This is a genomic window from Ferrovibrio sp. (assembly GCF_041906005.1).
Taxonomy (GTDB): domain Bacteria; phylum Pseudomonadota; class Alphaproteobacteria; order Ferrovibrionales; family Ferrovibrionaceae; genus Ferrovibrio.
In genome coordinates this window covers 415,167-439,032 of the sequence record NZ_JAYRJY010000001.1, presented here as the reverse complement: position 1 = coordinate 439,032, position 23,866 = coordinate 415,167, and the positions used below count along the sequence as shown (strand labels likewise).

At 66.1% G+C, this 23,866-nt stretch carries 18 protein-coding genes and 1 tRNA gene; 12 read left to right on the top strand and 7 right to left on the bottom strand.

The window, feature by feature from the left end:
* The first annotated feature begins 3 nt into the window (after nt 1-3).
* Nucleotides 4-747, top strand: a complete 744-nt coding sequence (locus tag ACE3OO_RS02170; RefSeq protein WP_374299259.1) for a CoA-transferase — start codon at nt 4-6, stop codon at nt 745-747.
* 48 nt (nt 748-795) lie between these two features.
* On the opposite strand, the gene ACE3OO_RS02165 is transcribed toward ACE3OO_RS02170, so the two are convergent.
* A complete protein-coding gene (locus ACE3OO_RS02165) occupies nt 796-2,205 on the bottom strand; it encodes a homospermidine synthase (RefSeq protein WP_374299258.1) in 1,410 nt (469 codons plus the stop codon).
* A 33-nt stretch (nt 2,206-2,238) separates the two neighbouring features.
* Nucleotides 2,239-3,057: an RMD1 family protein gene (locus ACE3OO_RS02160; RefSeq protein ID WP_374299256.1), complete on the bottom strand. Its 819-nt coding sequence runs from the start codon at nt 3,055-3,057 to the stop codon at nt 2,239-2,241.
* A 226-nt stretch (nt 3,058-3,283) separates the two neighbouring features.
* On the opposite strand from ACE3OO_RS02160, the gene ACE3OO_RS02155 reads away from it, so the two are divergent.
* The 7 genes from ACE3OO_RS02155 (at nt 3,284) to ACE3OO_RS02125 (ending at nt 12,058) form a co-directional block, all read left to right on the top strand.
* Complete coding sequence (locus ACE3OO_RS02155) at nt 3,284-3,991, top strand: TetR/AcrR family transcriptional regulator (protein ID WP_374299254.1); 708 nt, start codon at nt 3,284-3,286, stop codon at nt 3,989-3,991.
* Nucleotides 3,992-4,224: 233 nt separating this feature from the next.
* Nucleotides 4,225-5,265: a DctP family TRAP transporter solute-binding subunit gene (locus tag ACE3OO_RS02150; protein WP_374299252.1), complete on the top strand. Its 1,041-nt coding sequence runs from the start codon at nt 4,225-4,227 to the stop codon at nt 5,263-5,265.
* Nucleotides 5,266-5,324: 59 nt separating this feature from the next.
* Nucleotides 5,325-5,846 (top strand): TRAP transporter small permease, encoded by a 522-nt coding sequence (locus ACE3OO_RS02145; protein ID WP_374299250.1) that lies wholly within the window; start codon nt 5,325-5,327, stop codon nt 5,844-5,846.
* Nucleotides 5,843-7,120, top strand: a complete 1,278-nt coding sequence (locus ACE3OO_RS02140) for a TRAP transporter large permease (protein ID WP_374299247.1) — start codon at nt 5,843-5,845, stop codon at nt 7,118-7,120. Before ACE3OO_RS02145 ends, ACE3OO_RS02140 begins: the two co-directional genes overlap by 4 nt.
* A gap of 4 nt (nt 7,121-7,124) precedes the next feature.
* Nucleotides 7,125-8,006 (top strand): shikimate dehydrogenase, encoded by an 882-nt coding sequence (locus tag ACE3OO_RS02135; RefSeq protein WP_374299245.1) that lies wholly within the window; start codon nt 7,125-7,127, stop codon nt 8,004-8,006.
* Between the two features lie 39 nt (nt 8,007-8,045).
* Nucleotides 8,046-9,956, top strand: a complete 1,911-nt coding sequence (locus ACE3OO_RS02130) for a bifunctional sugar phosphate isomerase/epimerase/4-hydroxyphenylpyruvate dioxygenase family protein (RefSeq protein ID WP_374299243.1) — start codon at nt 8,046-8,048, stop codon at nt 9,954-9,956.
* Nucleotides 9,957-10,198: 242 nt separating this feature from the next.
* Entirely contained in the window at nt 10,199-12,058 is a 1,860-nt protein-coding gene (locus ACE3OO_RS02125; RefSeq protein WP_374299241.1) for an MASE3 domain-containing protein, read from the top strand.
* A 25-nt stretch (nt 12,059-12,083) separates the two neighbouring features.
* Here the strand turns inward: ACE3OO_RS02125 and ACE3OO_RS02120 are convergent.
* Both ACE3OO_RS02120 and ACE3OO_RS02115 read right to left on the bottom strand, forming a co-directional pair.
* Nucleotides 12,084-12,158: transfer RNA gene (locus ACE3OO_RS02120), tRNA-Val, on the bottom strand.
* 135 nt (nt 12,159-12,293) lie between these two features.
* Nucleotides 12,294-14,753: a penicillin-binding protein 1A gene (locus ACE3OO_RS02115; protein WP_374299239.1), complete on the bottom strand. Its 2,460-nt coding sequence runs from the start codon at nt 14,751-14,753 to the stop codon at nt 12,294-12,296.
* A 393-nt stretch (nt 14,754-15,146) separates the two neighbouring features.
* Between ACE3OO_RS02115 and ACE3OO_RS02110 the strand changes: the two genes are divergently transcribed.
* On the top strand, nt 15,147-15,566 hold the full coding sequence (locus ACE3OO_RS02110; RefSeq protein ID WP_374299237.1) for a YciI family protein: 420 nt from the start codon (nt 15,147-15,149) through the stop codon (nt 15,564-15,566).
* Here the strand turns inward: ACE3OO_RS02110 and ACE3OO_RS02105 are convergent.
* Nucleotides 15,563-16,738 carry an N-acetylmuramoyl-L-alanine amidase gene (locus ACE3OO_RS02105; protein ID WP_374299235.1) on the bottom strand — a complete coding sequence of 392 codons (1,176 nt, stop codon included), beginning with the start codon at nt 16,736-16,738 and terminating at the stop codon, nt 15,563-15,565. The two genes, ACE3OO_RS02110 and ACE3OO_RS02105, sit on opposite strands and share 4 nt — an antisense overlap.
* A gap of 548 nt (nt 16,739-17,286) precedes the next feature.
* Between ACE3OO_RS02105 and ACE3OO_RS02100 the strand changes: the two genes are divergently transcribed.
* From ACE3OO_RS02100 to ACE3OO_RS02090, 3 genes are read left to right on the top strand one after another with little or no spacing between them, the layout of a single operon-like run.
* Nucleotides 17,287-20,178 (top strand): Rne/Rng family ribonuclease, encoded by a 2,892-nt coding sequence (locus ACE3OO_RS02100; protein ID WP_374299233.1) that lies wholly within the window; start codon nt 17,287-17,289, stop codon nt 20,176-20,178.
* Complete coding sequence (locus ACE3OO_RS02095; RefSeq protein WP_374299230.1) at nt 20,175-20,666, top strand: GNAT family N-acetyltransferase; 492 nt, start codon at nt 20,175-20,177, stop codon at nt 20,664-20,666. Before ACE3OO_RS02100 ends, ACE3OO_RS02095 begins: the two co-directional genes overlap by 4 nt.
* Nucleotides 20,667-20,680: 14 nt before the next feature.
* A complete protein-coding gene (locus ACE3OO_RS02090) occupies nt 20,681-21,145 on the top strand; it encodes a YiiD C-terminal domain-containing protein (protein WP_374299228.1) in 465 nt (154 codons plus the stop codon).
* 3 nt (nt 21,146-21,148) lie between these two features.
* On the opposite strand, the gene ACE3OO_RS02085 is transcribed toward ACE3OO_RS02090, so the two are convergent.
* Together ACE3OO_RS02085 and ACE3OO_RS02080 are read right to left on the bottom strand one after the other, a co-directional pair.
* A complete protein-coding gene (locus ACE3OO_RS02085; RefSeq protein WP_374299226.1) occupies nt 21,149-22,306 on the bottom strand; it encodes a pyridoxal phosphate-dependent aminotransferase in 1,158 nt (385 codons plus the stop codon).
* Between the two features lie 26 nt (nt 22,307-22,332).
* Nucleotides 22,333-23,802, bottom strand: a complete 1,470-nt coding sequence (locus ACE3OO_RS02080) for a gamma-glutamyltransferase (protein WP_374299224.1) — start codon at nt 23,800-23,802, stop codon at nt 22,333-22,335.
* Nucleotides 23,803-23,866 lie beyond the last annotated feature (64 nt).

The following is a 23,866-nucleotide window of genomic DNA, read 5'->3' as shown; positions in this document are numbered from 1 at the left end:
GACATGACATACAGCCGCCAGGAATTGCTGATCACCACCATCGCCCGCCTGCTGGCCGGCTGCCGGCTGGTCGCCACCGGCGCGTCGTCACCGATCCCCGGCGCCGGGGCGTTGCTGGCCCGCGCCCAATCCGGCGGGCGCATGCGCGTCAACGTGCTGGGCAGCATCCGCAACGATTTCCTCTGTGATGGCGGCGTCGAGCTGTTCGACCTGGCTGGGCAGGGGCGGCTGGATGCCTTTTTCCTTGGCGGCGGGCAGATCGACGGCCAGGCCAACATCAATCTGGTGGGCGCCGGCGGCGACTATCCGCAGACCGACGTGCGGTGGCCGGGTTCGTTCGGCTCGGGCTATCTGTATTACCTCGTGCCGCGCGTGATCCTGTTCCGCGAGGAGCATACCCGCCGCGTGCTGGTGCCCAAGGTGGATTTCATTTCCGCCGCCGGCCCGACGGGTGAGGCGATCTACCGCCCCGGCGGCCCCATCGGCCTGCTCACCAATCTCTGCTGGTTTTCTTTCGACCGCCAGCATCGGCGCTTCCGGCTCGAAAGCGTGCATCGCGGCCACAGCGTCGAGGAGGTGCGCGACAATACCGGCTTCGATTTCGACTGTCCGGATACCGTGCCGGAAACCGCCGGGCCGGATGAGGCGACGCTGCAGCTGCTGCGCACCCGTATCGCGGCGGAAATTGGCGAGACCTATCCCCGTTTCGTGGCGCAGGTTTTTCCCGACGCTGCGGCGGCACAATGAAAAACGGCCCGGGATGACCGGGCCGTTTCATTGGGGATACTGCCGCGCTCACACCACGCGGAAATTCTTGAACTGCCAGGGATCGTTGCGATCCACATCTTCGGGGAACAGCCGTTCGCGTTCCGACAGCGGCGTCCAGTCGGTATAGGCGCCGGCCATTTCGCCCAGATAGGGGCGGCAGACATCCATCACGCGGGCATGGTCGATCTCGTCGGCTTCCACCGGGCCGGCTTTCGGATTCTCCAGCGCCCAGACCAGGCCGCCCAGCACCGCCACCGTCACCTGCAGGCTGGTGGCGTTGTTGTGCGGGCAGAGCTTGCGCGCATCCTCGATGGTCAGCCGCGAGCCATACCAGTAGGCGCCCTTCTTGTGGCCCATCAGCAGCACGCCCAGCTCGTCCATGCCGGTGGTGATCTCGTCCATCATCAGCCGTTTGCTGGGCTGCATGTCCCAGTTCTTGCCGGCGATCTCATGCAGCGACAGCACGGCGTCGTCGCAGGGGTGGTAGGCGTAATGCACGGTGGGGCGGTAGGTCACCGTGTCGCCGTCCTTCACCGTGTAATAGTCGGCCATCGAGATCGACTCGTTATGCGTCACCAGGAAGCTGTGCATCGGGCCTTCCAGCGGTGTCCACGAGCGGACCCGTGTGCCGGCGCCGGGCCGCATCAGGTAGATCGCGGCATCGCAGCCGAAATCGTGGCGTTTGCCGTCGGCGGGGAAATGCTTCTCGTGGCTGCCCCAGCCCAGCTCGGCCGGCTGGCAGCCTTCGCCCACAAAGCCGTCGATCGACCAGGTGTTGACGAATTCACCGCGCCGCTTGGGTTGGTGTTCCGCCACCTGGGTATCGCGCTCGGCGACATGGATCACCTTCACGCCCAGGGTTTGCGCCAGTTTGGCCCAGCCGGCGCGGTCGGTCGGCGCGATGGCCGGCAGGCCGGTATCGCGGGCGATATGCAGCATCGCTTCCTTGACGAAATGCGACACCAGGCCCGGATTGGCGCCATGGGTCATCACGGCAGTCGGGCCGTTCCTGTATTTCGCGATCAGCGCGCGGGCGGATTCGCGCAGGGCGTAGTTGGAACGCTCCGATGGCGTCTTGCTCGGATCGGTATAACCGCCTGCCCAGGGTTCGATGCAGGTGTCGAGATAGAAGGCGCCGCGCGCCTGCGCCAGTTCGATCAGCGCCACCGAGGAAACGTCGACCGACAGGTTGAGCAGGAAATCGCCCTGGCCGAGCATCGGTTCCAGCACGGTCCTGTAATTTTCCCGCGTCAGCGGCTGGCGCATGAACTTGATGCCGTATTCCTTCGCCACGTCATGGCCGCGTTCTTCGGCCGTGACGATCGTAATCCGCTCGGCCGGCATGGCGATATGGCGCAGGATCAGCGGCAGCACGCCCTGACCGATACTGCCAAAGCCAACCATGACCAGGCGGCCGGAAAACGACACATGCTTCATTTCTTTCTCCGTCTTACGAAACAGGATGATGCTCTAGAAAAAAGTCCAGTTGATGAAGGTGAGCACGATCTCGAACACGATCAGCAGCACGATGGCCGCCTCCAGCCGCAGGCTGCGCTGGGCATCGATCAGGTCGGTCAGCGCGCGGGTGGAGTTCTGGATCACGTCTAGCTTCTCGGCCAGTGCCGAGGCGCGCTCGCTCAGTTCGTATTCGTCCTGCAGGCGCTTGAACAGGCGTTCCAGTTCCGGCCGGTCCCACAACACGTCGGGCTTGTCTTCCACGGCGACGCGGCCGGCGACGCGATGCTCCACCTGCAGCGAACCGCCGATCAGCTTCAGCAGCTGCTGGCGGTTGCCGGGCAGGCGGCCTTCGCGGGCCAGCGAACGCGCCAGCGGGTCGATCACGTCGAAAACCGAGCTGACCTGCCGTTCGTTCGAGGCCAGCGCCACGCTTTTCGCCATCGCGTCGGCGATCACCAGGAACCGCTCGGGCGTCAGCTCGCGCAGCTGGATCGGGCCGCCGGGCGGGATGCTGTCATCGCCCTCGGGGCTCAGGCTGATGGTTGCGACCTCGTCCTCGATGGTGGCGAAGGCGCCGCTGACGCGTGGCGCCAGCTTGCGCAGCAGGTCGTCTTCTTCCACCGGCGACAGGCCGGCCAGCACGGCGGCGCCATACCGGAACAGGGCGACCATGCCCTGCTCGCCGACACGGAAGGCAAACGGCGCCGTCGAGATGGCATCCGAGCGTTCCAGCCCGGCAACGTCCAGACGCTCGCCCAGCAGCAGGGCCCGGACGGTCAGGCGGCCCGAGGCTTTGGCGGGAACAGGAGAGGGGGACGGAGCGTCGGTCACGGGTGCCTGGATGGAAAAGGGTGGCGGAATGCCGACTCCGCCGGCAGGGCCGGTCATAAGCAGCGTCGCGCGGCATATATCGGTTTTTCCGCGCTGGCAATATTATAATACCGTGAAAACGCCCGGCCGGCGGCCGGCGGGCCGGGCAAAACGTACGAACTAGTGCGTACATTTCATCAATGCTATGATCAAGCCCGGTATATGCAGACAGGCTCGCTGGCTGGCAATGGAAAAAAGCACGAATACGGGGGCTTCGACGCGGCGCAAACGGGCTGAGCCGGGGCGCGGCGATTCCGGTCGTGGCCGGGCCGAGGCCGGGCGGACCAACGACCCGGAAAAAACCAAGCGCGACATTCTGGATGTGGCCCGCGAGGAATTTTCCTCCAAGGGTTTGAGCGGGGCGCGGATCGACGAGATCGCCGCCCGCACCCAGACCAGCAAGCGGATGATTTATTACTATTTCGGCAGCAAGGAGGGCCTCTACATTGCTGTGCTGGAAGAGGCCTATCGCGGAATCCGCGCCATCGAGGCGCAGCTCGACCTGGAAGACCTGCCGCCGGAAGAAGCCCTGCGCAAGCTGGTGGCCTTCACCTTCGATTACGAGAGCAGCAATCCCGATTTCATTCGCCTGGTGATGAACGAAAACATCCATCAGGGCGAATACCTGAAGCAGTCCAAGGCCATCCGCAGCCTCAACCTGCCCGCCATCGACGCGATCCGCAAAATCTATGAGCGCGGCCGGGCCGCGAAGGTGTTCCGTCCGGGGCTGGATCCCAAGGACCTGCACATGTCGATCAGTGCGCTGTGCTTTTTCAACGTCGCCAACCGGCATACCTTTTCCACCATTTTCGACCACGACATGGCCTCGCCGGCCGCCCTGCGCCGCCGCCGCGACAATGTCGTGGACTTGATCCTGCGCTTCGTGAAGGCCTGAACCGGCCGGATGCCCGGCCGGGCATCGGGATTGCCAGCGGGTCGCCAATTCCGAATTGACATACTAACTAGTTCGTACATAATCCTCGCAGTTAGTCCAAGGCAGTCAGTACGAGAGAGGAAACGCAAACGGGAACGGAGCGGCCGGCATGGCTTGGCGCCGGCGGACGCATCTTGGAATCCCGTTGCTACAGTCAGGCAAAACCGCGTCACAGAACGCAGAGGGAGGACATCATGATTGCGTCTCGCATCACATCCGCAATGTTCAAGGGCATGCTGCTCGCCAGCGCTTTGGCGGTTGCCGGCATTGCCGCGCCGGGCCAGGCGCAGACCGTGAAATTCGCCCATGTCGATCCCGCCGACTGGACCACGTCGAAGAAGGGCGCGGCCGGCAAGGTGTTCAAGGATCTGGTGGAAGCCGAATCCGGCAGCAAGGTGAAGGTCGAGCTGTATCCCGCTGGCCAGATTGGCGGCGAGGCCGAGCTGGTGGCCCAGGCCCAGGCCGGCGCGATCCAGGTGGTGATGGTCTCGGGCGTGTTCGGCAATTACTGCAAGGAAGCGGCAGTGCTCGACACGCCGTTCCTGTTCTCGTCCGCCGCCGTGGCATGGAAAGCGCTGGACGGCGCCTTCGGCGACAAGCTGGCCGAGCACTGCCTGAAGAAGACCGGCCTGCGCACGCTGGCCTATGGCGAAACGGGTTTCCGCAATTTCACCAATTCGGTGCGCGAGGTGAAAAGCCCGGCCGACATGAAGGGGCTGAAGCTGCGCGTGCAGCAATTGCCGCTTTATGTCGAGATGGTGAAGGGCCTGGGCGGCATTCCGACTCCCGTGGCCTGGCCGGAAACGCCCGGCGCGCTGCGGACCAAGGTGGTGGATGGCCAGGAAAACCCGGTCAGCGTCATCCTCGGCAACAAGTTCTATGAATTCCAGACCTACCTGACGCTGGACCAGCATGTCTACGGCACCGATTTCCTGCTGGTGAACGACAAGTTCTACCAGGGCCTCGATGCCGAAGGCCGCGCCCTGCTCAAGCGCAATGCCGTGGTGGCGGCCAATGCCGGCCGTGCCATCCAGCAGATCAATTCGGCTGCCGGCGTGTCGGAACTCGCCGCCAAGGGCATGAAGGTCTACAAGCCCACTGCCGCCGAGCTGAAGCAGTTCCGCGATGCGGCCCAGCCGCCGGTTCTGGCCTGGCTGAAGGGCCAGGTCGAGGCCGGCTGGGTCGAGGCCGTGCAGCAGGCCGTGGCCGAAGCCGAAAAGGCGGTCGCCAACTGAACGACGGGGCCGGGCGGTCTCATTCCGCCCGGCCCGATTGTTCCATCCGGCCTGCAGCCATGACCCAGCCCGTCCCAACCATCGCCCCTTCGCTCTGGCGCTACTACGATGCGGCCACCACCGGCCTGCTGGCGCTCTCGGGCGTCGCCATGTTCGCCATCGCCATCGCCAATGCGCTGCTGCGCTACCTGTTCGACGCGCCGCTGATCTGGGCCGAGGAGATCGCCCGCTACGCCATGGTGTGGGGCACCATGATCGGCGTGGCGCTGGCCTATCGCGGCGGCATGCATGTTGCCGTCACCCTTCTGGTCGACACGATCCCCGAACGGGTCCAGCTTGCCCTGCGGCTGGCCTGCCATCTGATCTCGATCGTCGTCGCCATCCTGATTTTCCGCTCCGGCCATATCCTCGGCGGCATGCTCGGCATGCTGCAGGGGCCGAGCAGCGGCATCGCCATGATCTGGGTCTACAGCGCCATCCCGGTCGGTGCCGCCATGCTGCTGATCGAAATCCTGCGCCGGTTGTGGGTCGATCTGCGGCTGCTGCGTCGTGGCAGCCCGTTGCAGGACGTGGCGCCATGAGCGGCCTGTCGGGTCTGTTCCTGGCCGGCGTGCTGCTGATCGGCCTGCCGATCTCGTTCGCCATCATCCTGGTCTGCGGCGTTTCGATCCTGGAACGCGGCCTGCCCGAGATGTTGCTGGCCCAGCGCCTGTTCACCGGCCTCGACTCCTTTCCGATCATGGCGGTGCCGCTGTTCATTCTGGCCGGCGAGCTGATGAATGAAAGCGGCATCACCGACCGCATCATCCGCATGGCCGATGCTTTCGTCGGCCATATCCGCACCGGCCTGTGCCAGGTGGGCATTCTCTCCTCGGTGATCTTCGCCGGCATTTCCGGTTCGGCGGTGGCCGATGCCTCGGCGCTCGGCCGCGTCTTCATCCCGGCGATGGAGAAGGAAGGCTATCCGCGCGACTTCGGCGCCGCGCTGATCGCCGCCGCCTCGGTGATCGGCCCGATTATTCCGCCCAGCATCCCGATGATCGTGTTCGCGCTGATCATCCAGGAATCGGTGGCGGCGCTGTTCCTTTCCGGCGTCATTCCCGGCCTGATGCTGGGCATCGCGCTGGCGCTGGTCACCTATTTCAGCATGCGGCGCGTCAGCCCGACGCCCAAGCCGCGCCAGAACCTGAGCGGCCTGCTGGCCGCGCTGCGGGCCGGCATCATCCCCATGCTGATGCCGGTGATCATCCTGTTCACCATCCTCACCGGCATCGTCACGCCCACCGAGGCCGCCGCCGTTGCCGTGCTCTATGCCCTGGTGGTTGGCATTGTGATCCTGCGCAGCATCAGCCTTGCCGCCCTGGTGCGCGCCTTCGCCAGCTCGATGCTGCTGTCGGCTGTGATCCTGTTGATCATGGCCTCGGCCAACCTGGTGAACTGGCTGCTCACCACCGACCAGATCCCGCAGCGTTTCGCGGCCTTCGTGATCGGCGAGATCAGTGATCCGCTGATGTTCCTGCTGATGGTCAACATCCTGCTGCTGATCGTCGGCTGCCTGATCGAGGGGCTGGCGGCGATGGTGGTGCTGGTGCCCATCCTGGCGCCGATCGCCGTGCAGCTCGGCATCGATCCGGTGCATTTTGCCCTGGTGGTGGTGCTGAATCTCATGATCGGCCTGATCACCCCGCCGATGGGCCTGTGCCTGTTCGTGGTGGACGGCATCGCCCGTGTCGGCCTGCCGGCCATCCTGCGGCGCATCTGGCCGTTGTTGCTGGCCGAACTGGTCGTGCTGGCGCTGGTCACGGTGATCCCGCAACTTTCCACCTTCCTGCCGCGTTTCCTTGGTTATGGATGATCCGATGCAACGGCGTTTCCTGGTTGGCCTGATCGGCGCGAATATCGGCAAGTCGCTGTCGCCGGCCCTGCACGAGGATGCCTTCGCCGCCGCCGGCGCGCAGGGCTATTACCATCTGATGGATTTGCAGGTATTGCAGCGCGCCACGCTGGAAAGCCTGCTGGCGGCGGTGCGCACGGCCGGTTTTGCCGGTGTCAATGTCACCCATCCGGTGAAGGAAGCCGTGCTGCCGCTGCTGGACGATGTCTCGCCCGAGGCGCGCGAGATCGGCGCGGTGAATACCGTGGTGATTGGTCGCGATGGCCGCACCGCCGGGCATAACACCGACCGCACCGGCTTCCGCCGCGCTTTCGAGGAGGTACTGGGGACGAAAGCCGCCGCGCGGCAGCAGGTGTTGCTGCTGGGGGCCGGCGGTGCCGGCCGCGCCGTGGCCTGCGCCTTGATGGATCTGGGCGTGCAGGTCCTGCATGTCTTCGATACCGACGCTGCGCGCGCGCAGACGTTTGCCGCCGATCTGCAGAATCGTTTTGGATCTGATCGGATCCGCGCCGCCGCCGATCTGGCCGGCGCGGCCTGGCAGGCCGCCGGGATCGTCAACGCCACGCCCATCGGCATGCTCGGTTATCCCGGCATGGCGATCGGGGCCGAACTGATCGATGCGCGGCACTGGGTGGCCGATGTGGTCTACACGCCGCTGGAAACCCAGTTGATCGCCACGGCACGGCGCAAGGGCTGCCGGGTGATGACGGGTGGCGGCATGTGCGTGCACCAGGCGGCCGAGGCTTTCCGGCTGTTCACCGGCATGGAGCCCGATGTGGCGCGCATGCACCGGCTGTTCAACGAAGCCTGCGCCCGGCGCGACGCGAAACTGGCCGCCGCCGGCTGAAGCCGGCGCGGTCTGCATCATCGGATGGAGGAGGGCGGCATGCGGCGCTCTATCGCGACGGTATCGATCAGCGGAACCCTCCAGGAAAAGCTGGAGGCTATCGCGGCGGCGCGCTTCGATGCCGTCGAGATTTTCGAGAACGATCTGCTGTTCTTCAACGGCTCGGCCCGGCAGGTGCACGACATGGCCGCCGATCTGGGGCTGAAGATCGTGCTGTTCCAGCCTTTCCGCGATTTCGAGGGTGTGCCCGAGGCGATGTTCCGCCGCAACCTGGAGCGCGCCGAACGCAAATTCGACCTGATGCAGGATCTCGGCGCACCGCTGATGCTGGTCTGCTCCAATGTCTCGCCGGCTGCGCTGCCGGATGCATCCCTGGCGGCGGCGCAGCTGCACGAACTGGCCGAACGTGCTGGTCGTCGTGGCCTGCGCATCGGCTACGAGGCTTTGGCCTGGGGCCGACATGTGAATACCTATGGCCAGGCCTGGGCGACGGTGCAGGCCGCCGGTCATCCCCATCTCGGCCTGGTGCTCGACAGTTTCCATACCCTGGCGCTGAACGACGATCCGGCCGGCATTGCCGATATCCCGGGTGAGCGCATCTTCTTCGTGCAGCTGGCCGATGCGCCGCGCCTGAGCATGGATGTGCTGACCTGGAGCCGGCATTTCCGCTGCTTCCCCGGCCAGGGCGATTTCGATGTCGCCGGCTTTGCCATGCAGGCGGTGGCGTCGGGCTATTCCGGTCCGCTGTCGCTGGAAGTGTTCAACGACGATTTCCGCGCCGGCCCCACCCGCATGACGGCGCAGGATGGCATGCGCTCGCTGCGGTATCTGGAAGAGCAGATGCGCCGCCGCGCCGAGGCGGCACCGCCACAGGACAAGATCGCTGCCCTGCCGCGCCGGGTCGCGCTGTTCGATCCGCCGGCCGTGCCCGACCTGCTCGATGTTGCCTTCATCGAATTCGCCGTCGACAGCACCGCCGAACAGTCGCTGGCCGGCCTGCTCAAGGCGCTGGGTTTCCGCCTGGCCGGGCGGCACCGCTCCAAGGATGTGGTGCTCTACCGCCAGGGCGGCGTGAACATCGTGCTGAATGCCGAGCGCGATTCCTTCGCCCATTCGTATTACCTGGTGCATGGCACCTCGATCTGCGCCATCTGCCTGCGGGTGGCCGACGAGGCGCAGATGCTCAACCGCGCCGATGCCTATGGCTGCACGCGCTACGAGGGCCGGCTCGGCCCGAACGAACGCAGCATTCCGGCTTTCCGCTCCATCGACGGCAGCCTGATCTATTTCGTCGGCACTGCCTTCGACTTCTCCACCGACTTCGTCTTGGAAGAGGGCGGGGCCGATATCGCCGGCTTGCAGCGTTTCGACCACATCGCCCAGGCGGTGCCGGCCGGGCAGATGGATTCCTGGCTGCTGTTCTATCGCGCCGTCCTTGGTCTGCAGCCTGACAATATCTGGGTGCTGCCCGATCCCTACGGCCTGGTGCGCAGCCGCGCGGTGTCGAACCCGCAGCGCAGCCTGCGCTTCCCGCTCAGTTTCTCGGAAAACCGCAACACCGCCACCGCGCGCTCGGTCTCGCATTTCTCCGGTGCCGGCGTACACCATATCGCGTTCTCGACGAACGACATCTTCGCCGCCGCCGCCGCCATGCGCGAGGGTGGCGTGCCTTTGCTCAGCATCCCCGAGAATTACTACGACGACCTGTTGGCCAAATTCGATATCGATCCGCTTCTGGTGGATCGCCTGCGCCAGCACAGCATCCTCTACGACCGCGACGAGGCAGGCGGGGAGTTTTTCCACGTCTACACCCAGATGTTCGACGACCGCTTTTTCTTCGAAGTGGTGCAGCGCCGGGGCGGTTACGACCAGTATGGGGCGATCAATGCCCCGGTGCGCATGGCGGCGCAGGCGCAGGCCCGCGACATGGTGCCGGCGGCGCTGCTCTAGCCGGGCGGCGGGGGTGATGGCCGACGGCTGGCCGGGTCGGGCCTGTTTTCCCCCATCCGCGTCGGCCGGGTGGGGGCATGGATGGCGTTCTCCCGCCATGGCGTTGATCTTCCGCAAGACCTGCCCGGGCGGCCTATGTCACACTCCATCCGCTGACAATGAGGGTTTATGTCCCGGTTGTGGCGGCGTTGCGGTATGGTCTGCCAAACGATCCAGCCACGCGAAAAAGGCAGGCGGTCCGAATGACGGTGATGCAGCATTTCCGCGAGAACCTGTCCGCCATGGCCTGGCATGCGACCCACCGGCGGCTGATCGGGCCGCTTTTCTGGGTGCCGCCCGTGCTGCTCAGCGCCGCGGTGATCGGCGCGGATGCCTATAATTTCCTGATCGGCCATATCACCGCCGAACTGTTCACCGTCTCGATTGCCTGGGTCTTCTTCGCCATGGGCTGGAAGACCAACCTGCTCGGGGGCAACCGCCTGCTGATCGCCATGGGCTGCGGCTTCTTTTGGGTGGGCGCCATCGATCTGATCCACCTGATGGCCTACCAGGACATGGGCCTGCTGCCCTTCGGCGGCGCCAATGCGGCCTCATCGATCTGGATTGCCGGCCGCATCGTGCTGGTCGCAACCTTCCTGATTTCGCCGCTTCTGGTCCGTATCGGCCCGAAGCTCTGGGTGCAGTGGACGATCTATGGCCTGCTTGCCGCGGCACTGATGGCGCCAATATTCACCGGCCATTTTCCCGTGACCTATGTCGAAGGCGTTGGTCAGTCCACCTTCAAGATCGCGGCCGAGTATGTCGTGATGGCATTCCTGGCGGTGGCGATGGCGATGATCGTCCTCCTGCCGGAAGACATGCTGCCGAAAACCCATCGGCCGGTGGTGCTCTATTCCCTGTTCGTGACGATCATGTCGGAACTGCTGTTCACGCGCTATGTCGATGTGTTCAGTTTTATCAACATGTCCGGCCATATCATGAAGATATGGGCCTTCTGGCTGCTGTTCGATCTGTCGGTCCAGATCAACCTCACGGCCCCTTTCCTGACGCTCAAGCGTCTCTCGCAGGTGATCGAACAGGCGCCGGCCATGGTGATCATCACCGACCGCAACGGCATCGTGGAGTATGTCAATCCGCAATTCGAAATCGATACCGGCTATACCGCGAGCGAGATCATCGGCAAGCATGTCGATATTCTGCAATCGGCCGAGATGCCGGCGCAAATCCTGGATACGATGTGGAAGACGATCGGCCGTGGCGAGATGTGGCGCGGCTATTTCCGCAATGTCCGCAAGGATGGCTCGCTGTACTGGGACAAGTCGTCGATCTCGCCGATCCGCGACGAGCGAGGCCGCATCCTCTCCTATGTCGCCATCAAGGAAGACGTCACGCAGAAGCGCCAGGTCGAGGAATTCCTGCTCGACAGCGAGAATGCGACGACCAAGATGCTGACCGGCGCGATCGAGGCGATGGTCGAGCTGCTGGAAAGCCGCGACCCGTATACCGGCGGCCATAGCCGCAAGGTCGGTGCCATCGCGCAGATCATCGCCCAGGAGATGGGGCTGCCCAGCGTGCAGATGGAAGGTCTGCGGCTGGCCGCGATGATTCATGATATCGGCAAGATCAAGGTGCCGATGGATATCCTGAACAAGCCCGGCAAGCTGACGCCGAACGAGTTCGAATTGATCAAGGAGCATCCGCGCACCGCCTATGAGACGATCAAGGGGATTCCCTTCCCGTGGGACGTTCCGGCCATCGTGCTGGCGCATCACGAACGATGGGATGGCAGCGGCTATCCGAACGGCTGGGCCGGTGAAAAGATTCCGCTCGAGGCGCAGATCCTGTCCGTCGCCGACGTGCTCGATGCAATCAGCTCGCACCGGCCCTATCGCGAGAGGCTTGGCATCGCGAGGGCCTTCGAGGAAATCGAGAAGGGCAGGGGTACCAGCTTCAGCCCGGCCGTGGTGGCTGCCGCCCTGCGGGCGCGCCAGCGGATCGAGGCGCTGCAGGCGGGCCACGCCGAGCAGCGCGCCGTGCCAGGGACGGGTATGCCTGGAGCGAGCGTGCCGGGCACGAATATGCCTGGGACGGGTTCGGAATAGGGGAAGGGAAGAAGGGGAATGGAAATGGTGGGCGGTACTGGGATTGAACCAGTGGCCCCACCCATGTGAAGGGTGTGCTCTACCGCTGAGCTAACCGCCCGCCAACCGGCCAGACAGGACCGGCAATCAAACCGTGAGGGGAGCGTATAAAGACGCCGCCCGATGGTGTCAAGCGGTGCAAAGCCGCCTGCGCGAACAGCGACTTAGGCCTGGCTTGATACAGGCCGCCAATCTTTTAATAGAGGCCGCCGGTGCCCGAGATCGGCGCCGCGCCGGCACTGCCGCCCACGCCCGAGATGCTGTCGCGTTCGGTCATCGAGCCATCCAGCACGCTGCTGCGCTCGCCCAGCTGCGGTTCGGTGCCGGGGCGGAAGGCTTCCAGGATCACGTTGCGGTCGCCCGGCCGCGCCAGTTCGCCGGTCTCGGCCTGCACGCGCACCAGCCGCACGCCCGGCGGCACGCGGAACTGGATGTTCGGCTTGCCCTGCAGGGCCTCGGCCATGAAGGCCTTGAATACCGGCACCGCCACCGACGAGCCGGTCTCGCGCTTGCCCATGTCCTTGGGCGTGTCGTAGCCGATGAAGACACCGACGGCGAGGTCGGGGCTGAAGCCCATGAACCAGGTGTCCATGCTGTCATTCGTGGTGCCGGTCTTGCCGGCCAGCGGCTTGCCCAGCTCGCGGATGCGGATGCCGGTGCCGCGCTGCACCACGCCTTCCAGCATCGAGGTGATCTGATAGGCGGTGACGGCATCGATCACCTGCGGCCGCGGATCGGGCAGGGCCGGTTCGGACTGGTTCTGCCAGGCCACGCCCAGGCAATCCTGGCAGGGCCGCGTGTCGTGGCGATAGATCGTCGCGCCGCTGCGGTTCTGGATGCGGTCGATCAGCGTCGGCGTGATCTTCTTGCCGCCATTGACGAACTCGGCATAGGCCGTGGTCATTTTCAGCAGCGTGGTCTCGCCCGCGCCCAGGGCCATCGACAGCACCGGCGGCATGTTGTCGATCACGCCAAAGCGCTTGGCGTAATCCACCACCTTCTCCATGCCGATGGCCTGGGCCAGCCGCACGGTCATCAGGTTGCGCGATTTCTCGATGCCGACGCGCAGGGTGGACGGGCCGTAGAACTGGTCGGTGTAGTTGCCCGGCTTCCACAGCGGCAGGCCGGGGCCCTGGTCCAGCACGAAGGGCGCATCCAGCACCAGCGACGACGGCGTGAAACCGCTGTCCAGCGCGGCGGCGTAGATGAAGGGCTTGAATGACGAACCGGGCTGGCGGTTGGCCTGGGTGGCGCGGTTGAACTGGCTGAGCTTGAAATCGAAGCCGCCCACCAGCGCCAGCACGCGGCCGGTATGCGGGTCCATGGCGACAAGGCCGCCGCCCACTTCCGGAATCTGGCGCAGGGCGTAACCGTCCTGCGGCTTGGCCGGATTGATCGCCTCCACCGCGATCACGTCGCCGGCCGCCACCACCTCGGCGACGTTGCGCGGCACCGGACCGAAATGGTCGGGGCCGAATTTCTTGCGCGCCCAGCGCAGGCCGGCATAGGGCAGGGTGCCCTTGCTGCCGTCGCCGAAGCCCAGCTCGGCGCTGTCGTTGTCCACCTTCAGCACCACGCCGATGCGCCAGGGTGGCAGGATGCCGGGGATCGGCAGGATGGCGTTCAGATGCGTGCGCCAGTCCTGGCCCGGCATGGTCAATGTCACGCGGGCCAGCGGACCGCGCCAGCCGCCGGCGCGGCGGTCATAGGCTTCCAGCCCGTCGCGCAGCACGCGCTCGCCGATCGCCTGCAGCTTGGGATCCATCGTGGTGCGGACGCTTAAGCCGCCTTCATACAATCCCTTGTCGCCGAAGCGTTGCGCCAGGTCGCGACGCACTTCCTCGGCGAACCAGTCGGCGCGGGCGAGTTCGGAATCCGGCCGCGTCATCGCCACCAGCGGCGTGGCGATGGCGGTGCGCGCCTGCTCCACGGTGATCACGCCGTCTTCCTGCAGGCGTTCGATCACCCAGTCGCGGCGCGCCTTGGCGCGTTCGTAATGGCGCACGGGGTGATAGTTGCTTGGCGCCTTGGGCAGGGCGGCCAGATAGGCGGCCTCGGGCAGGGTGAGGTCGTAGAGCGACTTGTCGAAATACACCAGGGCGGCGGCGGCCACGCCATAGGCGCCCGAGCCGAGATAGATCTCGTTCAGGTACAGCTCGAGGATCTTGTCCTTGCTGAAGGTGTTCTCGATGCGGAAGGCGAGGATGGCTTCCTTCGCCTTGCGGCCCAGCGACACCTCGTTGCCGAGCAGGAAATTCTTCGCCACCTGCTGCGTGATGGTCGAGGCGCCCACCGGCCGGCGGCTTTGCGCCAGGTTGGCCAGGTTCTGCATCACCGCACGCAGGATGCCGATCGGATCGATGCCGGCATGTTCGTAGAAATTCTTGTCCTCGGCCGAGAGGAAAGCCTGGATCACCGGTTTCGGGATCGCCTGGATCGGCACGAACAGCCGGCGCTCGCGGGCGAATTCCGCGATCAGGCGGCCGTCGCCCGCATGCACGCGGGTCGTCACCGGCGGTTCGTAATTCGCCAGCTGCTGATAGTCGGGCAACTGGCGGCCGTAATACCACAGGCCGGCCAGGCCGGCGGCGCCGGCGCCGATCACGGCCAGCACGGCCAGGAACAGCAGGAAGAAGAAACGCGACAGCAGACGCATGGCACCCCGGGGCAGGCCGCTTCTGGGCGGTGATCGTGGCCGATTTTATGGGCCGGAAAAACGGGCGTACAGGTACTCCCGAAATACCGGCCTGTATAGGGATAGAATTATGGCGCTGCCATGGCGGGGCGAGCGAATGAGGCCGGGAATCGGGGATTTTTTTGATTTCGGCCAGCCAGGGGGCGGCGCTAGACTGAGCCGCTTGGCAACGCGAGCCCGCCGCGGCCATTCCGCTGCGCGCCTGACGCGGGCATGGCTGCAAGGCCCTGATTCCATACCAGAAACATCCCGGGCAAAAAAACGCATCCTGGATGTCGCCCGCAATGTCGGATCGGGCGCGGCCGATCCGTCCTTGAGGCAGGACATCCGTCCGACACCAAAGAGGACACGACCATGCGCTTCATGTTGCTGATGATTCCCAAAGGCTACGAAACCGCGGCGCCCGGCACGGTGCCCGACGATGCCGACCGCATCGCCGCGATGATGAAATACAATGAATCGATGCAGCAGGCCGGCATCCTGCTGGCTTGCGACGGTCTGCATCCGCCCTCGATGGGTGCCCGCGTGTCGTTTCCCGGCGGCAAGCCGGTTGTCACCGACGGCCCCTTCGCCGAGGCCAAGGAAGTGCTGGGCGGCTACTGGATGATCCAGGTCGCCTCGCGGCAGGAGGCCATCGACTGGGCCCGCCGTTGCCCCGCCACCGAAACCGAGACCATCGAAATCCGCCAGGTGCAGGAGATGGAGGATTTCCCCGACGCGGTGCAGGACACCATCGCCTCTTTTGCCGACATGCAGCTGCAGGGCAAACGCTAGGGCGCCACTCCGAAATAGCGGTCGATGGCGGCGACGGCTGCCGCCGCCAGCCGGCTGCGGCCGCTTTCCGAGAACAGCAGCGCCTCGTCGCCCGGGTTGGACAGATAGCCCAGCTCGAGCAGCGCCGAGGGCACGTCGGGTGCCGACAGCACGCGGAAATTCGCGGCCCGCATGGCATTGCGGCGCAGGGCGATGCTGTCGCTCATGGATGCCGTCAGCAGGCCGGCGAAGCGGCCCGACAGCCGTGCGGTGTCGCGCGAGGCCAGGTCCAGCAGGATCGACACCACGTCATCCACCTCGCGATCGGCCGCGCTGTCGGCAAGCTGGTCGGCGCGGTTCTCGCGCAGCGCCAGCGCCTCGGCCTCCAGATCAGTGGCGGCATCGGCACGCGTATAGACGGTGGCGCCGCTGGTGGCGCGGTCGCCGCGCAGGCTGTCGGCATGGATCGAGAGGAACAGCGCCGCCTCGTGCTGGCGCGCCAGCGCCACGCGATCGTTCAGCCGCACGAAGCGGTCGCGGTCGCGCGTCAGGATCACGTGATAGCGCCCGGTGGCGCGCAACCGGTTGGCCACCGCCAGCGCCACCGCCAGCGTGATGTCCTTCTCATGACGGCCCGAGGCGCTGATCGCGCCGGGATCCTGCCCGCCATGGCCGGGATCCAGGACGATGGTGTATTTGCGGTCGGCACCATGGGCCGGCGGCGGCGCGATATCCACCGTGGTCGGCAGAGGCAGGGCGACGGGGGCGGTGAAGGCGGCGGCATAGGCCTGAGGATCGGCCGGCCGCAGGTCGATCACCAGCCGGTGCCCGCTGGGTCCCAGCGGGCCGTTCTGCGGTTCCAGCCGGAAAGCGCGTTCCACCACCGCCGGTTCGATCAGGTCGATGGCGATGTCGGTGCGGCCGCCATTCTGCACCGGCAGACCAAGCGCGGCGACCAGCCCGGCGGCGTTGGGCTGTGCCGGTGGGGCGGCCCAGCGCAGGTCCGTCAGGCTCAGGCTCAGGCCCAGACCGTCAGGCTGCGCGGAAAGTTCGGCTTCCACGGGCCCTGAAGCCTCTACCACCAGACGGGTCAGGCCGGCATTCAGGCCCAGTTGCAGGCGGGTGACCCGCGCAGGATCCGCCGCCGCCGTGCCGGCAAAGGCGCCAGGCAGCAGAAGCGCAATAAAAGTCAATAAAAACAGCTGCTTGATGGAAATCCCCGGAGTCGTCATGCGGCGCGGCAAGAAAGACCTTGTCGGTATGCCCTGCCAAAGCGTACGATGCAATCGCGAATATCCGAGTCAGATCGGACTCTCAGACCAAAGGCTTGCCCGTCAAGGATTTAGCCGGCCGGAAGAGCGGAAAGATCGGCGCATCGGCCCTGAGCCAGTCTGCGATAGCCAGTTGTCAGCCCTTAAAGGAGGCGGCCTGGAGCGGATGGCCTCGGAAGCTGCGCTCAAGACAGCACGGATTTGGAGTGAACCTTCGGGGCGTCCGTCCGGATCGACTGGATCCGGCGGGGGCTCGGCAGACCGACAGCGCGCGGCGCGCCCGGTGGAACGAAAGTCCCCGGATGAAGTCCCCCCTCTCGGTCGTCAGGATCATTACCGCCGCAGGCTCGCCGGTTCTTCCGGTTTGTGCCGCGCGACGGGCCGATCCGGCCGATGCCAGCCACGAGAACCAAGGCGCGCCGCCGTTTGTTATTCGCGCGGGCGGCGCCGCGCCGCAGGAATAGTGCCTCATGGGCATGCGTATGCTGATCGATGCCACCCATCCGGAGGAAACCCGGGTCGTGGTGGTGAAGGGGACCCGTCTCGAGGAATTCGATTACGAGACCTCCACCAAACAGGTAAACAAGGGCAACATCTACCTGGCGCGGGTCACCCGCGTAGAGCCCTCGCTGCAGGCGGCCTTCGTGGAATATGGCGGCAACCGCCATGGCTTCCTGGCCTTCAGCGAAATCCATCCCGATTATTACCAGATCCCGATCGCTGACCGGCAGGCCCTACTGGCGCAACAGGCCGAGGAAGAAGCGGCTGCTGCGGCTGCCGAGGAAGCCGAACTGGCTGCCGAGGAAGCGCGTGCCATGGCGCAGGCCGCTGGCGCCAGCGATGAGCATGTCGAGGATCACGGCATCGAAACGGTCGATGGCGATTACGACACCGTCGAAGAGATCAAGCCGGAAACCTCGGCCTCTGATGCCGCAACCGAAAGCGCCACAAACGAAGGCGCCGAAGCCGCCGCCCAGGGCGAGGCGATTGCCGATGCCGTTGAGGCAGCCAGCGATGTTGCCGCGCCGGCTTACTGGAACGTTCCGGCCAGCAGCAGCCCGGCGCCCAGCGTCAGCGCACCGGTGGACGAGAACGACGATGCCGCGCCCGACGCCGCTGATGGCGAAGCCGCCCTGGCTGAATCGGGCTTGGCGGAAGCAGGCGAGGTCGGTTCATCTGAAACCGGCCAGTCTGAAGAGATTGCCGACGCGCGGGCCGAGGAAAACGGCAAAAGCGACGACGAGACCAGCGATGGCCGCCGGCGCCGCCGCGCCAACGCCTTCCGTCGCTACAAGATCCAGGAAGTCATCAAGCGCCGCCAGATCATGCTGGTGCAGGTGGTGAAGGAAGAACGCGGCAACAAGGGCGCTGCGCTCACCACGTATCTCTCGCTGGCCGGCCGCTATTGCGTGCTGATGCCCAACACCGCGCGCGGTGGCGGCATTTCGCGCAAGATCCAGTCGCAGGCCGACCGCAAGCGCCTGAAGGCGATCACCGCCGAGCTGGACATCCAGGACGGCATGGGCGTGATCGTGCGCACCGCCGGCATGGAGCGTTCCAAGCCCGAGATCAAGCGCGATTTCGAATATCTGCTGCGCACCTGGGACAGCATCCGCGAACGCACGCTGGAATCCTCGGCGCCGGCCCTGATCTACGAAGAGGCCGGATTGATCAAGCGTTCGATCCGCGACCTGTATTCCGACCAGATCGACGAGGTGATCGTCGAGGGCGATGAGGGTTATCGCTTCGCGCATGACTTCATGCAGATGCTGATGCCCAATCACGCCGACCGCGTGAAGCAGTATCAGGACAAGATCCCGCTGTTCACCCGCTATCAGGTTGAACAGCAGCTCGACGCCATGTTCTCGCCCACGGTGCAGCTCCGTTCGGGCGGCTACATCGTGATCAACCCGACCGAGGCGCTGGTTTCCATCGACGTGAACTCGGGCAAGTCGACCCGCGAGCACAATATCGAAGAGACCGCCTACAAGACCAACCTTGAGGCGGCCGAGGAAATTGCCCGCCAGTTGCGCCTGCGCGATCTGGCCGGCCTTGTGGTCATCGACTTCATCGACATGGAGGAGAACCGCAATATCCGAAAGGTCGAGCAGCGCCTGAAGGAATGCCTGCGCAACGACCGCGCGCGCATCCAGGTCGGCCGTATCTCGGCTTTCGGCCTGCTCGAAATGTCGCGCCAGCGTCTGCGGCCGAGCCTGATCGAAAGCTCGACCATGACCTGCCCGCATTGCCAGGGCCGCGGTTATGTGCGTTCGGTGGAATCCACCGCTTTGCAGGTGCTGCGCGCCATCGAGGAGGAAGGCATCCGCGACCGTTCGGCCGAGATCACCGTCTCGACCTCGGCGGAAGTGGCGATCTATCTGCTCAATCACAAGCGCGAGCGCCTGAGCGAAATCGAGCGCCGTTACGTGATGCGCGTGATTCTGGCCGCCGATGCCAGCCTGGTGCCGCCCGATTTCCGCATCGAGCGCAACAAGCCGCGCCAGCCGGGCGAGGTCAATCGGCCGGAACTGGCGCCGCGCAGCGAGGCGCCGCGTCCGATCACCCAGGAATCGGCCTATGCCGAAACCGACGATATCGCCGCTGACGAGATCGAAGGCGAGGAGATGGCGGCACCGGGCGCCGAAGGGGCCGAGGAAGATGGCGATGGCCGCCGTCGCCGCCGCCGCCGCCGCCGTCGTCGTGGTGGTCGCGAGCGCGGCGAGGGCGTCGAAGCCGGTGCCGAGGCCGAAACCGATGTGGATGAGGCCGCGGCCGGCGAGGAAGACGGTGCGGAATCCGCCGCCGATGAAGCCGGCGGTGATGAAGCCCAGGATGAAGGCGGTGCCGAAGCCCGCGATGAGGATGGCGCCGAAGGCCGTCGCCGTCGTCGCGGCCGCCGTGGCGGTCGCCGTCGTCGTCGCGAGGATGGCACGGCCGTGGCCGGCGACGAAGGCGGTCCGGTGCAGGAAGCTCCGCGCCAGGATACGCCGCGCCAGGAACGCCAGCCCCAGCGCGAACAACGCGAGGTCATGGCCCCGGCGATGACGCCGGCCTCCATCGGTGCCTTGCTCGATGGCCTGCCGGGTTACGAATTCGACGACGAGGAACCGGCCCCGAAACCCGCGCCCCCCAAGGGCGAGGCCAAGGTTGAACCGGCCCCGGTTCCCGCTCCCGTTCCCGCTCCCGTGGCCGAACCGCCTGCCGTTGCCGCTGCGCCGCAGCCCGAGCCTGCTCCGGCTGCCGAACCCGCGCCGGCCAGCACCGGCCCGGTCTTCGAGACCGTGGTGATTCACACCGATGGCAAGGCCGAGAAGGCCGAAGCCGCCGCGCCGGCCCCGAAGAAGGGTTGGTGGCGCCGGTGAGTCTTCCGGCGGGGGATCCGGTCAGCGAGGCGAGAATTCGCCGCGCCGCTGCACGAGATGAAGCGCGCCTCGGCGCGCTGCAGAAGCGGGCCTATGTGAAATACGTGCCGCGCATCGGCGCCGAGCCGCAGCCGATGGCCGAAACCGCCGCGACTTTGCTGCAGGCTTATGAAGTCTGGGTGGTGGATGGCGTGGAGGATGGCCTGGCCGGCGCGCTGGTGCTGCGTTCCGCGCCGGATCACCTGCTGATCTGGAGCGTGGCGGTCGATCCCACCCAGCAGGGCACCGGACTGGGCCGCCGCCTGCTCGATTTCGCCGAGGAACAGGCGCGCGCACGCGGCCTGAATGAAGTGCGCCTCTACACCAACGCGCAATTCACCGAGAACCGCGAACTCTATGCCCATCTCGGCTATGCCGAGACGGGCCTGGAAACCTTCGAGGGCCGCGAGCTGGTGCATATGGCCAAGTCGCTGGTGGCGACGGCGTAAGCGGCGCGTCGGCAATGACCGCCGGCCCCACGCAAGAACTCGAAGCCTATCTGCATACCCATATTCCGCTATCGGCGGCGATGCAGGTGGCCGTCGTCGCGGCGTCTGACGATGCGGTTGCCTTAAGCGCGCCGCTGGCACCCAACATCAACCATCGCAGCACCGCTTTCGGTGGCAGCCTTTCGACGCTGGCGATCCTTTCGGCCTGGGCGCTGGTGAACATGCGGCTGAATGCCGAAGGGCTGCCCGGCCGGCTGGTGATCCAGTCCAACCACATGGATTACGACGCGCCGGTTGAAGGGGATTTCACCGCCACCGCGAGGCTCGCCGATTCGGCCGCCTGGCCGTCCTTCGTCAAAATGCTGAAACGCAGAGGCCGCGCGCGCATCCTTGCGAAATCGGTCGTCCGCTGCGGCGATGTGACCGGCGGCCGCTTCGAAGGCGAGTTCGTCGCCTTCCTGAACCAGCCGCAGGGCTGAGATCTACTTCCGCCAGTCCTTCAGCCGCTTCGCCGCCTCGATCATGCGGTCGGTGCTGCCGGCGAAGGAATAGCGCATGAAGTAATGGCCGCGGCCGCGGTCGAAATCGAAGCCAGGCGTGGCGGCGATGCCGGTTTCGGCCAGCATGCGCTTGCAGAAATCGTTCGCATCATTGGTGAAGCGGCTGATATCGGCGTAGATGTAAAACGCGCCATCGGCCGGCGCCAGCCTGTCGAAACCCGCCAGCGGCAGTTCGTTCAGCAGGATCTCGCGGTTCTTGGCATACCGCGCGACGTTTTCTTCCAGTTCGTCGTAAGCCGACATCGCCGCCACGCCGGCCACCTGGCTGATGCCGGGCGCCGAGATGTAGAAATTCTGCGTCAGGCATTCGATCGGGCGCAGCAGGCTTTCCGGCACCACCATCCAGCCCAGCCGCCAGCCGGTCATCGAGAAGTATTTGCTGAAGCTGTTGATCACGATGGCCTGGTCGGTCAGCGCCAGCACCGACTGCGCGCGGCCGTTATAGGTGATGCCGTGATAGATCTCGTCGACGATCAGCCAGCGGCCCTTCGCCGCGCAGTCGTCCACCAGCGCCTTCATCTCCGCATCGCCCAGCATGGTGCCGGTCGGATTGGCGGGACTGGCCACCAGCACGCCTTTCGCCTGCGGCGCCTGGGCGTTGATGAGCTGCGGCGTCGGCTGGAAGCGCGTCTGTGGCTCGGTCACGATCATTGCCGGGTTGAGATCGAGCGCCTTGAGGATGTTGCGATAGGCCGGATAGGCCGGCTCGCCCAGCGCCACCGTGTCGCCGGCATCGAAGGCGGCGAGGAAGGCGAGCTGAAAGCCGGCCGAGGAGCCGGTGGTGACGACGATGCGTTCTGCCGGCACATCCAGGCCGTAATAGCTGCGGTAATGGGCCGAGATCGCCGCCCGCAATTCCGGAATCCCCAGCGCCAGCGTATAGCCCAGCGGATCGCGCTGCGCCGCCGTCACCGCGGCCTCGATGGCCTTGCGCGGCGCCGGCGTCGAGGGCTGGCCCACTTCCATGTGGATCACGTCGCCGCCGGCGGCCTCGCGCGCGGCGGCGGCCTTCATCACCTCCATCACGAAGAAGGGATCGATGGCGCCGCGCCGCGATGGCGATGGAGGGGAAGCCGACATGATGGACTCCAGACGGAAACGGGTGCTCAGAACTGGCGACCGAGGCTGAGGCCGTAGCCGCGCCGGTCGGCGGCGAAGCTGCAGGTCTCGGGCGACCGCGGCAGGCCGTTGCTGCAATAGGCCAGGTTCACGCGGCCGAGCCGGCCGAATTCGGCCACGCTCACCCCCCGGCTGCGGGCGCCGGCCAGGGCGGCCGGGTCGGCACCCGGCTCGTGCTGCAGCGGCGCCTGCGGGTTGGCCTGGAACAGGCGCGGCGCGCCCAGCGCCGGCGTGGTCGGGTCCTTCGCCTTGCTGAAGGCGGCCTGCAGCAGGCTGTAGGCCACGGCGGCGGGGGCCGGCGCGCCGCCGCTGCCGCCAGCGGCGTAATAGGTCAGGCTGACGCGCTTGTTGATGCCCACCACGGCGGTCAGGTAGGCGGTTTCCTCGCCGGCCGTGCCGGGCAGCGCGCCGAACAGGATGCCGGTTTCGCGGCCGACCAGGCGGCTGCCATAGGCCGGACCCATGCCGAAGGCGCAGGACACCGCCATGCCTTTGCTGTCGATCACCGCGATGCTGGCCGAACCGAAGCCATACATGGTCAGCGGCGGCTCGGCGCGATAGGCCTGGCCCAGCGCGGCGGCGAATTTGTCGGGCTTCATGCTGCCGCTGCCGATCAGGCTGCCGCCGTCATAGGCCTGTTCGATCAGCCAGGCGGCGACCGCGCCGCCGGCGGCGTTGTTCGAGGCATAGAAGGTGACGTTGTTCTCGAACGGCACCTCGATGGGTTTGCCGATGGCGGCGGTGTAGCCGCGCAGCTCCTCGGCCGTCAGGCTGCCGCCCAGCGCGCGGCTGTCGGCCAGCAGGATATGCGCCAGTTGGCCCTGATACAGATCGCCCGGGCCGGCGGTGCGCAGGCGGCCCAGCGTGCCGGCCAGCGCCAGCTGCACGCGGCGTTCGCCTTCCTGCGGCACCAGGCCGCGCGCCGTGCCGAAGATCGGCGTCAGGCTCGGGCTGGCCGTCACCGGCGGGATGGTTTCCACGGCGGCCTGCACGAAGGCGCGGCTGGCCGGTTCGCCGAAACGGGCGAGCTGTTCGGCCGGCGTCACGGCGGCTTCCCAGCGCAGTTTGCCGTAACGGCTCTGCAGCAGGCCGATGCCGCGCACCAGCGGCGGCACCGTCACATTGCCGCCATTCTTTGGCGCAACGATGGGAAACTCGATGGTTTCGATGCGTTTGGTTGGCCCGTCGCCCACGACGCAGACGCCACCCGCGCCCAGCCCGCCAGCCGAGGGATAGGTCACGGCATAGGCCAGCGCGGCGGCGGCGGCGGCATCGGCGGCCGAACCGCCGGCCGAGAGGATGTCGCGGGCCACCAGGGCGGCGCGCGGCTCATCGGCCGCCACGCCGCCGATGAAGCCCTTCAGGTAGTCCATCTGGCCGACCTGGACGTTACTGTCGGATTTCGAGCAGCCGGCGGCCAGAACCGCCACTATCGCGAGAAGGGTGCATTGACGCATCGCGGAGGTGCCCTTACCTAGAATGAACCGTCTTGCTTGGCCCGGATATCCGGGATTGGGACAA